This window comes from Acinetobacter sp. S-1 (assembly GCF_059579785.1).
The window spans coordinates 3,036,437-3,051,115 of record NZ_CM184207.1; the positions used below are offsets into that span (position 1 = coordinate 3,036,437).

Consider the following 14,679-nt stretch of genomic DNA (forward strand, 5'->3'; position numbering starts at 1 on the left):
TCTAATGTTTGATCACATTGCTCAATCAGTTCCTTATCGACATATTCAACTCCCCCATCCCCTGCATCTCGACATTAAGCGGCTAGATTTAATTCATCCCCAAATCTCAGGTAATAAATTTTTCAAATTAAAATACAATTTGCTTGCCGCAAAACAACAAGCATTATCAGGCATTTTGACTTTTGGTGGGGCTTATTCAAACCATATTGCAGCAACTGCGTATGCAGCTCATCTTTTTGGCTTTAAAAGTGTAGGCATTATTCGTGGGGAAGAATTAGCAACCCAGCCTCTTAACCCAACCTTGGCAAAAGCTCAAAGTTTAGGAATGCATCTACATTTTGTCTCGCGCACTGAATATCGCTTGAGGGATGATGCAAATTACCTTCAACAATTACACAATCAATTTCCTGAAACCTTCATTATTCCTGAAGGCGGTTCTAATGAGCTAGCAGTACAAGGATGTCAGGAAATTCTCAGTCAAAGCGATTTACAAAACTATGATGTCATTTGTTGTGCCGTTGGAACTGGAGGAACGATTTCAGGCTTAATTGAACAAAGTACTTCTCATCAAAAGGTTCTAGGATTTTCAGCATTAAAAGGCGACTTTCTACAACAAGATATTATGCAGTGGACTAAAAAACAGAATTGGTCGCTGACAGATGCTTATTGCTGTGGTGGTTATGCGAAAACTTCATCTGATTTACTGGCATTTATAGAAAATTTCGAAGAACAATACGCTGTGCCCCTTGAACCGATCTATACGGGAAAAATGATGTTCGGTCTGTTTGACCTTATCAAAAACAATTACTTCCCTGAAGGAACTCGCATTTTGGCAATTCATTCTGGTGGTTTACAGGCAGATATAAGAAATAAATCACATCAATAACTTACTAGCTTTTAGGTCGCATTGTTCACTACCATGATAAATGTCTTTAGCATGACTAAGGCTCAGCATGATAGTATATGCCCCTTTTTAATTTTCAAGATTAATCGAGAACCTTTTATGTCTAACAGCCATGTCGATGTCATTGTCTTAGGTGCAGGTGCTTCTGGACTCATGTTGGCTGCACATGCTGCTAAACGAGGGCGCTCGGTTTTAATTTTAGAAAAAGCCAATAAAATTGGTAAAAAGATTTTAATGTCAGGCGGTGGTAAGTGTAACTTTACCAACCTTTATGTAGAGCCTAACAACTATATTTCTCATAATCCACACTTCGTTATTTCTGCCCTATCACGCTATAGCAACTGGGACTTTATCGGTTTGGTATGTGATTATAAAATTGCTTATGAAGAACGAAAACACGGGCAATTATTCACGCTGAACGGCGCTAAAGAAATTTTAGAGATGCTAGTGAGTGAATGTGATAAAACCAATAACGTTGATATCCAAACTCAATGTGAAGCTGTACAGATTGATCCATTAGAAAAAGGCGGTTTTACTGTACACACAAACCAAGGCCGATTTAGCTGTGAGTCATTAGTGGTTGCTACAGGTGGTTTATCCATTCCAACTTTGGGTGGTTCTGGATTTGGCTATGAACTGGCACAAAAATTTAGACATACGGTTTTCCCAACTCGCGCAGGTTTAGTCCCGTTTACCTTTTCAGATCATATTAAAGAAGTTACTACACGCCTAAGTGGCAATGCTTTAGATGTGACTCTAAGTAACTCGAAAAATAGTTTTACTGAAGCATTATTGTTTACGCATCGCGGTTTGAGTGGACCAAGTTCCCTACAGCTTTCAAACTATTGGAACACTGGTGAAAGTTTTAAAATTGACTTTTTCCCAAGCCAAGATTTAGCAACTTATTTAAAAGATAAAAAGAAAGCACAACCTAAAGTTCTATTGCGCACCCTTCTTAGTGAGTTTACTGCGAAAAGTATTATCCAAGAGCTACAACAACTTATATGGTCAGAGCAGAGCGAAATAGCGATTGGTAATATCAGTGATGCACAGCTAGATCATATTGCCGAGCAACTACATGGTTTTGCTGTGAAACCATCAGGCACAGAAGGCTATCGTACTGCCGAAGTTACTTTAGGTGGAGTTGATACAAGTGAAGTATCTTCCAAAACCATGGAAAGTAAAAAGCAAAAAGGATTGTTTTTTATTGGCGAAGTACTTGATGTGACTGGCCATTTAGGAGGTTATAACTTCCAATGGGCTTGGTCTTCTGCTTATGCAGCAGCACAATATGTTTAAATGATGAATAAGCTAATTTGAAGCTTTCGAATCATTTGAAGATTTTTCAGAATTACGTGTATGAGTTGTTGCCTGTTTTGATGAATTAGATTTGTTAAACACAAATTTATAAGCACTTGCTAAAAAACCTACCGTAATTCCCGCAATGACAATCGGTGCTAAAAAACGACCTGGTTTCTTCATCGTATTTTCCTCACTTATTTGTTTTTATAACGCTTAAAAAGAACGACCACTCAATATAGAGTGGTCGAACTTATCACAAAAATCAAAGATTTTTTGTACGGTTTATCTGAAAATTAGTTTTACTTACTAAATTTCGTCATTTTCTCCAGTAGATCCAAACGGTTTATTTACTGGTGGTTCTGCTGGATTTACTTGTGCAGAATCAGCTGGTTTTGCATCAGATGAAACCGTTGATGGTGAGGTTGTAGTCGTTGGTGCAACTGTAGATGTTGACGAACTCGTAGTTGCAGATGAGCTACCAGCAGATGGGCTGCTCGTTGTGGTAGTAGACGGTGGTTGATAAAGCGGATTCGGTTCATTCGCTTCTTTTTTAGCTTTATCTAGCAAATCGCTCAACAGTCTTTCTGCTGGTTGGCGACCACCTAAACCAAATGCAAGAGCGAAAGCAACTGCAACTGCGCCTAGAGTCAAGCCAAATGCAAGATTAACGATTGAATCTGCAATACCCATCGCTCTTAAACCAAGCGCAAGTACGAGACCAATAATTAACACACGAACTAAACTACCTAACCAACGCGAGCTATTATATTCGCCGCGTTGAACCACGTTCGCCACCACATTGGCAAGCCAGAAACCAATAACCAAGATTACAGCGCCCAATAGAATGTTTGCACCGAAATGGATAAACATTGCAATTAGACCACTAATTTGATCGAAACCAAGACGATCCGCAGCTTCAGAAACTGCAAATAGCATAGTAAAGAATACAATTAACCAGCCAACTGCATTAGAAACTTTAGTTTGACCTAAAAAGCGTTGTACATCTAACTTTGCAGGAATTTCATCAACACCTGTACCTGCAATTAATTCGGCTACTAAGCGACCAACAAAACGAGAAACAATATAAGCAACCAGTAGAATTAAACCAGCAGCAATAATGTTTGGAATCGCCTGCAAGATTTCATTAAGCATTGCTGTTGCTGGCTGAGAAATTGTCTCAATCCCTAAAGCTTCAAACGCTACAATCAATGTTGTAATAATGATGATTGCGAAAACAAATGAACCTAAGAATTTGCCTACGTTAGAGCTTTTGAAAAGACCAATTTTTTCAGCTTGAGCCTGAACACCTAAGCTATTTACTAAACCTTCAACAATACCGCGTACAATTTTTGCCAAGATATAACCAACAAAAACGATAACACCAGCAATAAAGATATTTGGTAAGAATGCTACAGCATCATTTACCATATTTTGAACTGGAATCAGTAAGCCTGTTAATCCTAATATTGAAAGAACAATCGGAAGGAAAAGTAACAATACAAGCCAGTAAAGAATTTCACCAATATTCTGGCTAATTCCACCTACACCCACTTCACTGCTTAACTTATCATCGAGTTGAGTTCGGGATAAAACATTGGTCACCCCCGCTCGCACCAGTCGAGCAACGATCCAACCAATAAAACCCACCACAACAGCAGCAATAATATTTGGAATATAGACGAGTACCTGATTCACCATATTGCTGAACGGGCCACTCACTCCACTAATGTTAAGTACATTGAGAGCTGCGACAACAGCTAAGATTAGAATAAACCAGAATACGACTTTTGAAATAAGACCTTCTATGTTTGGAGCACGCCCAGTTGCTGAAGATAATTTTGCATTGGTATTTACTTTTTGCAGAAGTTTTTTTACACCTGCCGCAACTAATAAAGCGATTATCCAGCCAACCAGTAAGATGACGATTGCAGCTAAAATAGGATGAAACTGATCCCAGTAATACATCGCATCAAACTGAGCGCCGCGAGGCCCATCAAAAAATTCATTCATATTGTTATGTCCTCAATTGTTATGTTCTTTTCAGTGCCATCAATTATGAAAAACACCATTCGTTGTTAAAAATGACGATAAATGCGGTCTATCTCACCTTATGTTTTGAGTATTTTCTAATCAACACACTTCTGCATAAATACAACAAATTGATGCAAAAGGTTGCAAAAAAAGCCTTTAGGTCACATCCCAAAGGCTTTCTATCAAGATATACTGGTTGGCTTATTACCCTTTATAGATATTCAAATCTGAAGTACTCTTAATAACATGCGGTATGGCCTCATGTTGAAAAGCGGCTTCTTCTTTAGGCGTTTTGCTGTGATCAGCAACCATGTAGACGATGAGTGCAATAAGAAAAAGCCCAACAATAATTAAAATGTAAACTGGCAATCTTCTTTTTTTCGCAGTTTCTTCAGGACTCGTCACATGAGGTGGTTTTGAAAAATCATGCATCTTCTTTCCCCTCTTCTTTTATCATTAACTTTATAATCATCATAGCAATTTGGTTTGTTGCATTGTGTGAAAAAGCATTATGCTAAGGTGTCTGTGTTTGCAAAACTCTACTATTAAAATAATAAAAACAGTATAAAATTTAGGCAAAAATATTTAGCCATTAAAAAATAATGGCAAGTTATGCTCGAGCTTCTTTAAGGTTCTATTTGTAATACAATATGTTTTAGCGCTTACTTTTTATAAAATAGGCTATAATAAGCCCCCTTGTTTTAAAGCTGCTCTATTTTATGATGTATCGTCAGCAAAACGTAACACTTGATCTCGACACTGACGTCACACATCAATGTTATATACATCAGACGAGAGACGAACATCTCATTGGTATTATTGAATTTAATAAACCAAGTTATGAACTCAAATGGGGTGATTTAGAGTATTTTCGTCGTCGTACTGAAGAATTTTCCGTCATGCCATTTCCTGACTGTATTAATGCCATGATTGTTGATATTCGTAATATCAATATTTTTCTAGACAATGATGTTCCGATTTTACCTTGGCGCTTACTAGAAGAAGACTGTCCTGTTCGCTTAGTCGTTCCACAAGATCGTTTGGAACATTATGCAGGTCTTTTTGAGCCAACTTGGCTTTCAACCGATGTAGATAGCGCAATTTCAGAAATTCGCGAATTTATGGATATGTTTGTCCACTAATAAACATATCCATAAAATTAATTATAAAGTTGTTTTCACCGCAATTTATTACCAGTAATTTTCTACCGCAATATTTCCCTCACCTCGACGGTTCATCGTCAAACCACGGCGTTTTAAAGCCTCTTTCGTGTCATCTACCATTTGCGGATTTCCGCAAAGCATGACGTGGCTTGTGGCAGGATTCAGCTCTATACCAGCAGATTTTTCTAATTCACCATTTTCAATTAGAATCGGCAAACGATCATGCAATGGCGCAGATGGATCTCGAGTAATAATCGGAATAAATTTAAATCCGTTATGTCCTTCTCCAAAAGTTTCAGCAATCTCTTGAATACGATCAACATAAGCTAACTCAGCTGCGGTACGGACACTGTAGACCAAATTAATTTTTTGATATTTAGACCATGTATCGAAGTCTTGTAGCATCGATAAAAATGGAGCTAAACCTGTACCTGTTGCCAATAACCATAAATCATGCGGTAAAGGTTGTTGATAGCGAGCTAAAGTCAAATAACCATAAGGTATTTTTTCTAAATAAAGCTCATCTCCTACCTTTAAATGTTGAAGATTTGACGTAAATGCACCGTCTGGTACTACAATCGAAAAAAACTCAAGCGTTTCATCAAATGGTGACGAGACTACCGAATAAGCACGAACAACGAGTTCCTCTCCAACTTTTAGCCCAATACGTGCGAATTGCCCCGCTGTAAATTTAAAATGTGCAGGGCGAGTCATGGTGAAACTAAAAAGAGTTGGAGTCCAGCGGTGTACAGATAAAACTTTTTCTACGCTAAATTTTTCAATTGACATGATTTCAACGTGGCATGAAATAGTGCGCTCATGTTAGCATGACAGCCGAAATAATGAATACTTTTAAACGTTAAGGCTTTTTAAACATGCGCATGACATTACGCCAGTTGGCTGTTTTTGTAGCAGTCGCTCAAGAAGGAACTGTCACCAAAGCGAGTGATGCGGTCAGACTGACGCAAAGTGCAGCAAGTATGGCTTTAGCCGATTTAGAGGATGGCCTTGGTGCTCCTCTATTTGATCGTTTAGGTAAACGATTACAGCTTAATGATTTAGGTCGTTTTCTATTGCCTCAAGCATTAGAAATATTAGGTCGCTGTGAAGCTTTTGAGCAAGCTGCAAAAGGTGAATTGCAAAGCATTGATTTACGTATTGGGGCCACTTTAACGATTAGTGATTACCTCATGCCAGATTTAATGGCAAACTTTTTACAGCATCACCCTAAAGCGCATTTGCAATTACAAGTGGGCAATACACGCCAAATGATTGAAGCAGTCAATCAATTCCAACTTGATTTAGCTTTAATTGAAGGCTCATGTCACTTACCTCAACTCCAATGTATTCATTGGCGTGATGATGAGCTTGCAGTTTGCTGCGCCCCAAATCACCCTTTAGCACGTTTAAATAGACCTCTAACAGCGCATGATTTTCTTCAAGTCGAATGGATTTTACGTGAAGAAGGCTCAGGAACTCGTGAAGTGTTTGATAATGCGATATTGCAAGATCTGCCAGACGCGAATATTCGCTTAACCCTAGGTCACAATGAAGCAATTTTAAAAATCGTTGCTGGTGGTTTAGGTATGTCATGTATTTCTAAACTAGCCATTGAACCTTTAATTGAAAAGGGACAATTAGTAATTTTAGATACACCATTCTGGCAGCTTACCCGTCCGCTTTATATGCTGGTACACCGTCAAAAGTATCAGGGGCCAGGTCTCAAAGCATTCTTACAATTCTGTGAAGATCAGGTTTAAAACCTGATCTTTTCATTGATTAGCGTCGAAAATTTGATAGCAATTCGCTTGTGATCGCTTTATTGTGATCTGCAATTTTATTTTTCTTGGTTTTCGCAGGATTCGGGTCAACACGCTCAATTTTGATCGCTTTAAATTTGCCCTGATTATCTGCGGCAAGAAACTTCACTTTTTCATTTCTTTTCGGTTCGCCTTCTGATGCAGGGAAATCAGAAATATGAAAGAAAATATCTCCTTCACTAGTTTCAATAAAACCAAACCCTTTATCAGCGTTATATTGTTTTACCCATCCAGTATAAAACTCTTGCTTCATGATCTTTCCCCTACTTTTCCAATCCAGTTGTTGCGGTAAATAAAAAAGAGACTCACGATTCCGTTTTAAAATTATACGGTTGAATGAAGTCTCTTTTTATTACGATTTCAAAAAATTAATCTTTTTGTACACTACCAAAAATTTTATCGCCAGCATCGCCCAAGCCAGGAACAATATAACCTTGTTCATTTAAGCCATTATCAATAGATGCCGTATAAATTTGCACATCTGGATGAGCTGCTTCAACTTTAGCAACACCTTCAGGAGCAGCAACCAAGACCATAACACGGATATCTTTACAACCACTTGCCTTTAACACATCAATAGCAGCAACTAACGAATTACCCGTTGCTAGCATTGGGTCAATAATCATCGCAAGACGATTAGCCACATCCGGAACTAATTTTTTGTAATACGTGCGAACTTCTAATGTTTCCTCATTACGCTCAAGACCTAAAACACTCACTTTTGCGCTTGGAATTAGATTAAGTACGCCATCCAACATACCAATTCCAGCACGTAAAATGGGTACAATCGTTATTTTTTTACCAGCAATACGCTGAGTAGTAACAGTTCCAGCCCATCCATCAATTTCACAATCCACAACTGGTAAATCTTTTGTTGCTTCATAAGTCAATAACATAGTCACTTCCTGAGCAAGCTCACGGAAATTTTTAGTACTGATGTCAGCACGGCGTAACAAGCCTAATTTATGACGAATAAGTGGGTGACGAATTTCTTGAATGGCCACAGATGTTACCTAAAAATATAAAAACGTATTTATTATAATCTTTTTTTAACGCTCAATAAAAAAAAGCCTCCAGTTTTGGAGGCTTTTTTGTACACCAAAATTACTGTTGTGAAAGCATGAAATGTAATGGAGATAAAATTTCTGCTTTTAGTGCCAAATTAATCATTGGATCTGGGTAAACACCCAAAATAATAACTAATGCAGCAGCAGCCAATACCATTAAACCACCCACTTTTTGTCCCCAATGAGCATCTGCATCAATACGAGGAGTTTCTGGTGGTGTCATATACATTACAACCATCACACGTAAGTAATAGTACAAACCGATACCACTACCCACAATAATCATTGCAGCTAAGAACCAGTGTTGAGTTGTTACAGCAGCCATTACCACCAAGAACTTACCAATGAAGCCTGCTGTTAATGGAATACCAGCCAAAGATAACATCATGACTGTTAAAGTTGCTGTAAGTACTGGACGACGCCAGAATAAACCACGGTAGTCTGCAAGGCTTTGTGCTTCATCTACGTTGTTATATGGGCTAGACATTAACGCTACTGCACCAAAGGCACCAATAGTTGTTAATACATAAGACACCACATATACAGTTACGCTACCCAAGCTCGCATAAGTCATGCTAATTAAAGCAATTAACAAATAACCAAAGTGAGCAATAGATGAATAACCAAGAATACGTTTTAAGTTAACTTGACGAACAGCGAGTAAGTTACCAACTAAAATCGACAATACAGCAATGATCGTCAAAATAGTTACTAACGAGTTCACCATCATTGCGCCTGAAGCAAGCATATAGCGCACGAACAAACCAATTGTTGCAACTTTAGCAGCAGTCGCTAAGAAAGTTGCCATTGGCGCTGGTGCACCTGCATATACATCCGGTGTCCATTTATGGAACGGCGCAAGCGACAATTTAAATGCAACAGCAAAGATAATAAGTGCTAAACCTAATAACACCATTGGCTGTTTGATTGCTTCAAATAATGCTTGTACAGAATCATAGAATGAAAGCGAACCTGTATATGCATAGATATATGCCATACCCATCAACAACATTGCAGAAGCTGTCGCTGAAAGTACAAGATATTTAATACCCGCTTCAAGTGAGTTACTACGTTGATAAGTATAAGCAAGTAAGCCATATACAGGAATCGACATTAACTCAAGGCTAATGAAGAACGATGCATAGTGAGAGCTTGCAACCATCAACATTGCACCTGCTACTGAAGCAAGTAACAAAAGGTATAACTCTTCGCGGTTGTCTTTATAAGTTTCGATATAAGCATGAGACAAAGTACAACATGCCAATGCCGCAATCAAAATCATAAATTGATAGAACATGGTAAATGGATCAACCATAAACATGCCCATCACATTTGCCGGTACAAACTTACCGCCAAATACTGCAAATAAAATATAAAGTGCAGCAAGGTTTAAACCGACAACAGAAGCTGTTGCGATTAAATTATGATTACGCTTAATTGAAATTAACAGCATGACGACGACTGTTGTCAAAGCAACAATCATCACCGGAGCTAAAGGCATAAGCGTAGAGAATGATACTGTGAAGTTCATGATTATTGGATCTCCACATGGTCAAGTTGAGTAGCTGTTTGCTGAACAGTTTCAACGACTTCTTGTACTGGCACATAACTATTGACCAACCACTGCATGCTTGAATGAGATACATCCAAGAATGTTTGTGGGTAGATACCAAGCCAAACGAGACCAATCGCACAAATCATCAAAATACCAACTTCACGAGCAGATAAGTCTTTCAATGGACTAGTGTAATGTTGCTTTTGTTCAGGATTTGGTTCACCAAATAAAGCACGGTGAATCAAGATCAAGCCATATAAACCTGCAAATACAAGGCTGATAGAAGCAAGAATCGTGAAGACAGGATATTTATTAAATGAACCCATCAAAATCAGGAATTCACCAATAAAGTTACCTAAACCTGGTACACCTACAAGAGCAGCAACGAAGAACATCAAGAAAAATGGCAAGTACTGAAGCTGGCCACGAAGACCACCCATTAAACGTAAATCACGTGTATGTAAACGTTCGTAGATTTGACCAGACATAATGAACAATGCAGCTGATGACAAACCGTGTGCCAACATCATGATCATTAGACCTTGGAAGGTCAAAATATTACCTGCATAGATTGCAAGTAAGATAAAGCCCATGTGTGAAATCGACGTATACGCAAGTAAACGTTTCATGTCAGTTTGCTGGTAAGCACACCATGCGCCGTAGAAAATACCAATCAAACCGAAAATAATCGCAATGTCTGCAAACTGTGCAGAAGCTGTCGGGAAGAAAGGAATAACAAAACGAAGCAAGCCATACGCAGCTGTTTTAATCAAGATACCCGCTAAGTCTACAGAACCTGCTGTAGGAGCTTGAGCATGCGCATCTGGCAACCAACCGTGTAATGGGAATACTGGTAATTTCACCGCAAAACCGATGAAGAAACAGATCATGAAACCATATGCTAGGCCTGCAGGTAAATGGTTAGCTACAGCTAATAAATAGTTGTAATCAAAACCGATCATGCCTGTCATCATGTAGCCATAAACTACAAGACCTAGGATACCGATTAACATCACTAGACCAGCGATCTGCGTGTAAAGGAAGAACTTAGTCGCAGCGTAAACACGTGAACGACCGTTTGAACCTTTATGACCCCATAACGCAATCAAGAAGTAGATTGGTACAAGCATCATCTCCCAGAAGAAGAAGAACAAGAACAAGTCAATCGCTAAGAATACACCGATAACGCCACCTAAACTCCATAATAGGTTTAAGTGGAAGAAACCAACGTTCTTTTGAATCTCACCCCATGAACAACCAACAGCAAGTACACCAAGTAACGCTGTTAATAACACCATGAGTAAAGATAAGCCATCCACAGCTAAGTGAATGCCAATACCGAGTGATTGAATCCACGGTAAATAGAACTCAGCAGACCAAGTTGGGATTTTAGAACCCAACTCGTAGCTATAAGTTCCACTTTGCCAAAGTGCAAGACCTAAGCCCAAAGTAATGAGCATACCAATTAAAGCAATCCAGCGTGGCAAAGTTTTGTCGAGCTTATCGACTAACCAACAAATAAAACCGGCAATGAACGGAACAAGGATCAGCGCGGGTAAAATTAAATTGTTTTCCATTTTATTTCCCCACTACCTGAATAACGATCAAGATCATCAATAACACCACTACACCGAGTGACATGCTTGATGCGTATTCACGCAATGAACCTGTTTGACGTGAGCTTGTAAAACTGTTTCCGCCTTTCACGAGCGCAGGAAGAACTAACCACAAACCGTCAATCGGATCACGGCCAAAGATTTTGGCGAAGAATAAATAAGGTTTAACAAAAACGATGTCATACAATGCATCAAAACCAAAAGCGGTACGGCAAATATGTGCCAAACCTGAACCCAAACTTGTTTGAGCGAATGATTTCACTGCACCATAAGCAAATGTAAATAATGCTATACCAACAACTAGACCAACTAGTGCAATACCTACTGCTAAGTGCTCTGCCCCATGCATGCCTTCCACAAATTGTTCAGCGACATGGAATTCAGGAATTTTTGCAGTATTCAGAATACCTGCTACCGGTGCTTTTAATACCGCACCAACAAAAGTAGACAATACAGCTAAAATACCCAACGGAGCCCAGTAAGTTGCACCTTTAATTTCATGGTAAGGCGTGTTTTCTTGACCAAAGAATACAACCCAGATTAAACGGAATGTATAGATTGAAGTCAGGAATGCACCTGCTACACCCACCCAATATAAGGTGTGATATAAAGCAACTGATTGACCTTGTACCCAAACTTCACCAAGAATCGCATCTTTAGAGAAGAAGCCAATAGTCAAGAATGGAATCGCTGCTAATGCACCGCCACCAATCGCGAAACAAGCAAACAGGAATTTGTTACGTTTGAACAAACCACCCATTTTGAAAATATTTTGCTCGTGGTGATAAGCCAAAATAACCGCACCAGAAGACAAGAATAATAATGCCTTAAAGAATGCGTGAGCCAACATGTGGAACAAGCCAGCTTGATAAGCTTCCGCACCTACAGCCATAAACATATAGCCAAGCTGACTCATCGTTGAGTAAGCCAAGATACGTTTGATGTCCGTTTGTACAAGTGCAGCAAAACCTGCAACTAACAAAGTTACCGCGCCAGTTACCGAAATGAATTGCATCACTTCAGGAGCAAGTTCAAATACGCTGAATAGACGGCAGCATAAGTACACACCAGCCGTTACCATTGTTGCAGCGTGGATTAATGCAGAAACAGGTGTTGGACCTGCCATCGCATCTGCCAACCATGTTTGCAATGGAATTTGAGCAGACTTACCAGCAGCACCCAAGAACAACATTAATGCAGTCCAGATTGTAAGTGACGAACTCTTCGTCATTACTTCTGCTGCGTGTTCAACGATGTACTGAGTATTCAGCGTACCAAATTGTTGGTAAAGCAAGAATAAAGCAATAAGCAAGAATACGTCACCAACGCGGGTCACTGTAAACGCTTTGATCGCAGCCCAACCATTTGCAGGGTTTGCATAATAGAAACCGATTAGCAAGTAAGAGCAAAGACCTACACCTTCCCAACCTAAGAATAACAACGCCAAGTTGTCACCCAATACAAGCACAAGCATGCTTGCAACAAACAGGTTGAAATAAGAGAAGAAACGCGCATAACCCTCTTCACCACGCATGTACCATGATGCAAAGATGTGGATTAAGAAACCAACACCCGTGATCATGCCCATCATGAGTAAAGATAAGCCATCTAAATGTAAGCTAATGCCCGGCGCAAAACCACCAACATTGAACCATGTCCACAAGTTTTGAACAAAAACTTGCTGACCACTCGTGGTAAATGCCATTCCAGCAATGAGTGCAAATAATGCAGATAAACCTACAGAACCTACACCAATAACTGCTGCAACATTTTCAGAGAGTTTGTCTCGTCCTGCCGCCAATAAAATAAAACCGATTAGCGGAAATAATACTGTTAGATATAAATAACTCATCCGCGCATCTCACTAGCAGCATCCACATCCAAATGATGGAAGCGATGATAGAACTGAAGGACAATCGCAAGACCGATACATGCCTCTGCTGCTGCAAGGGTCAAAATCAGAATGAACATCACTTGCCCATCTGGTTGTGCCCATACGCTACCCGCAAGAACAAATGCCAATGCTGCAGCATTCATCATGATTTCAAGGCTCATTAACATAAATAATAGGTTGCGTCGCACCATTACACCGTAAAAACCGAGTGCAAAAAGGATGGTTGCAACAATCAAACCATGTTCTAAAGGAATCTGGCCCATTATTCTTTTTCCTCTTCTGCACCTGGTTCACGTTTACCTAAGTGGTATGCTGCAACAAGGGCTGCTAGCAATAACATCGCGGCAACTTCAACCAATAATAAATAGTGAGTAAAGAGTGCTTGACCAACTACTTTTGGTCCAATCACTTGTGCCCCAAGCGGTGCTGAAATAGTGGTGTATTCACCACCAAGCATCCAAACTAAAAGCAAGCCGAGTAAGAAACTCATGAGTGCTGGATATGCCCAAGCATCTGAAGAAAGCCATTTGCGTTCTTGTTCAACGGTGTGTTGACCTAAGTTAAGCATCATCACCACGAAGACAAACAGAACCATAATTGCTCCGGCATAAACGATGATTTCAAGAGCACCTGCAAAAGGCGCCCCCACGATCATGAAAATACCAGCAACAGCAAGCAATGAAACAATTAGACTAAGTAGAGCGTGTACAGGGTTCGTGTTAGTCACTACACGAACCGTAGAAACGATGGCCACGAGTGCCATCAAATAAAACGGCCACATCATGGTAATAGACTCCGTACATCGATTGGTGCACTTTCTTTTTGTGCTTGACCTTTCTCTTTACCGTTAATTGCCATACCCGTTACACGGTAGAAGTTGTAATCTGGGTATTTGCCCGGACCTGAAATGAGTAAGTTTTCTTTCTCATAAACAAGGTCTTGACGTACATATTCGCCTAACTCGAAGTCTGGTGTGAGCTGAATCGCAGTTGTTGGACAAGCTTCTTCACACATACCGCAGAAAATACAACGTGAGAAGTTAATACGGAAAAACTCCGGGTACCAACGACCATCTTCTGTTTCTGCTTTTTGTAGTGAGATACAGCCAACCGGACATGCAACCGCACATAGGTTACATGCTACGCAACGCTCTTCCCCATCAGGGTCACGCGTTAATACGATACGACCACGAAAGCGTGGCGGCACAATCTGTTCAGCCGGAACTTCTGGATATAAAATCGTGTCACGTTTACGCGTTGCATGGCTAAACACCATGAGTAACGTACGTACAATTGATCCGAATCCAGCTAGAAATTTATACATTTTG

At 39.7% G+C, this 14,679-nt stretch carries 16 protein-coding genes; 4 read left to right on the forward strand and 12 right to left on the reverse strand.

The window, feature by feature from the left end; translation table 11 throughout:
• Nucleotides 1–4: 4 nt before the first annotated feature.
• Both AC52J8_RS14595 and AC52J8_RS14600 read left to right on the forward strand, forming a co-directional pair.
• Nucleotides 5–886, forward strand: coding sequence for a 1-aminocyclopropane-1-carboxylate deaminase/D-cysteine desulfhydrase (locus tag AC52J8_RS14595; RefSeq protein WP_086399075.1), 882 nt, complete (start codon nucleotides 5–7; stop codon nucleotides 884–886).
• A 117-nt stretch (nucleotides 887–1,003) separates the two neighbouring features.
• On the forward strand, nucleotides 1,004–2,203 hold the full coding sequence (locus AC52J8_RS14600) for a BaiN/RdsA family NAD(P)/FAD-dependent oxidoreductase (RefSeq protein WP_086399074.1): 1,200 nt from the start codon (nucleotides 1,004–1,006) through the stop codon (nucleotides 2,201–2,203).
• A 12-nt stretch (nucleotides 2,204–2,215) separates the two neighbouring features.
• Here the strand turns inward: AC52J8_RS14600 and AC52J8_RS14605 are convergent, their stop codons facing one another.
• The 3 genes from AC52J8_RS14605 to AC52J8_RS14615 form a co-directional block, all read right to left on the reverse strand.
• Nucleotides 2,216–2,386 (reverse strand): hypothetical protein, encoded by a 171-nt coding sequence (locus AC52J8_RS14605; protein ID WP_002120038.1) that lies wholly within the window; start codon nucleotides 2,384–2,386, stop codon nucleotides 2,216–2,218.
• A 126-nt stretch (nucleotides 2,387–2,512) separates the two neighbouring features.
• Nucleotides 2,513–4,216: a mechanosensitive ion channel gene (locus AC52J8_RS14610; RefSeq protein ID WP_017481287.1), complete on the reverse strand. Its 1,704-nt coding sequence runs from the start codon at nucleotides 4,214–4,216 to the stop codon at nucleotides 2,513–2,515.
• A gap of 225 nt (nucleotides 4,217–4,441) precedes the next feature.
• Nucleotides 4,442–4,669, reverse strand: coding sequence for a hypothetical protein (locus tag AC52J8_RS14615; protein ID WP_014205906.1), 228 nt, complete (start codon nucleotides 4,667–4,669; stop codon nucleotides 4,442–4,444).
• A 290-nt stretch (nucleotides 4,670–4,959) separates the two neighbouring features.
• On the opposite strand from AC52J8_RS14615, the gene AC52J8_RS14620 reads away from it, so the two are divergent.
• A complete protein-coding gene (locus tag AC52J8_RS14620) occupies nucleotides 4,960–5,379 on the forward strand; it encodes a hypothetical protein (RefSeq protein ID WP_014205905.1) in 420 nt (139 codons plus the stop codon).
• A gap of 48 nt (nucleotides 5,380–5,427) precedes the next feature.
• On the opposite strand, the gene AC52J8_RS14625 is transcribed toward AC52J8_RS14620, so the two are convergent.
• Nucleotides 5,428–6,189: a ferredoxin--NADP reductase gene (locus AC52J8_RS14625; protein WP_002120057.1), complete on the reverse strand. Its 762-nt coding sequence runs from the start codon at nucleotides 6,187–6,189 to the stop codon at nucleotides 5,428–5,430.
• A gap of 86 nt (nucleotides 6,190–6,275) precedes the next feature.
• On the opposite strand from AC52J8_RS14625, the gene gigC reads away from it, so the two are divergent.
• Complete coding sequence (gene gigC, locus AC52J8_RS14630) at nucleotides 6,276–7,160, forward strand: LysR family transcriptional regulator GigC (RefSeq protein WP_002120024.1); 885 nt, start codon at nucleotides 6,276–6,278, stop codon at nucleotides 7,158–7,160.
• Between the two features lie 19 nt (nucleotides 7,161–7,179).
• Here the strand turns inward: gigC and AC52J8_RS14635 are convergent, their stop codons facing one another.
• The 8 genes from AC52J8_RS14635 to nuoI all read right to left on the reverse strand — a co-directional run bounded on the left by AC52J8_RS14635 (nucleotide 7,180) and on the right by nuoI (nucleotide 14,675).
• Nucleotides 7,180–7,473: a cold shock domain-containing protein gene (locus AC52J8_RS14635; RefSeq protein ID WP_032004297.1), complete on the reverse strand. Its 294-nt coding sequence runs from the start codon at nucleotides 7,471–7,473 to the stop codon at nucleotides 7,180–7,182.
• A gap of 115 nt (nucleotides 7,474–7,588) precedes the next feature.
• On the reverse strand, nucleotides 7,589–8,224 hold the full coding sequence (gene upp / locus AC52J8_RS14640; RefSeq protein WP_002120045.1) for a uracil phosphoribosyltransferase: 636 nt from the start codon (nucleotides 8,222–8,224) through the stop codon (nucleotides 7,589–7,591).
• Nucleotides 8,225–8,324: 100 nt separating this feature from the next.
• On the reverse strand, nucleotides 8,325–9,818 hold the full coding sequence (gene nuoN, locus AC52J8_RS14645) for an NADH-quinone oxidoreductase subunit NuoN (RefSeq protein WP_104075502.1): 1,494 nt from the start codon (nucleotides 9,816–9,818) through the stop codon (nucleotides 8,325–8,327).
• 2 nt (nucleotides 9,819–9,820) lie between these two features.
• The gene (gene nuoM / locus AC52J8_RS14650) at nucleotides 9,821–11,419 is read right to left on the reverse strand and encodes an NADH-quinone oxidoreductase subunit M (RefSeq protein ID WP_002120006.1); all 1,599 of its coding nucleotides are present in this window, start codon (nucleotides 11,417–11,419) and stop codon (nucleotides 9,821–9,823) included.
• Between the two features lies 1 nt (nucleotide 11,420).
• Entirely contained in the window at nucleotides 11,421–13,310 is a 1,890-nt protein-coding gene (gene nuoL / locus AC52J8_RS14655) for an NADH-quinone oxidoreductase subunit L (protein WP_002120008.1), read from the reverse strand.
• On the reverse strand, nucleotides 13,307–13,615 hold the full coding sequence (nuoK, locus tag AC52J8_RS14660; RefSeq protein WP_000529822.1) for an NADH-quinone oxidoreductase subunit NuoK: 309 nt from the start codon (nucleotides 13,613–13,615) through the stop codon (nucleotides 13,307–13,309). The genes nuoL and nuoK overlap by 4 nt, the downstream gene beginning before the upstream one ends.
• Nucleotides 13,615–14,133: an NADH-quinone oxidoreductase subunit J gene (gene nuoJ / locus AC52J8_RS14665; protein ID WP_014205902.1), complete on the reverse strand. Its 519-nt coding sequence runs from the start codon at nucleotides 14,131–14,133 to the stop codon at nucleotides 13,615–13,617. The genes nuoK and nuoJ overlap by 1 nt, the downstream gene beginning before the upstream one ends.
• A complete protein-coding gene (nuoI, locus tag AC52J8_RS14670) occupies nucleotides 14,133–14,675 on the reverse strand; it encodes an NADH-quinone oxidoreductase subunit NuoI (protein WP_002120012.1) in 543 nt (180 codons plus the stop codon). Before nuoI ends, nuoJ begins: the two co-directional genes overlap by 1 nt.
• Nucleotides 14,676–14,679 lie beyond the last annotated feature (4 nt).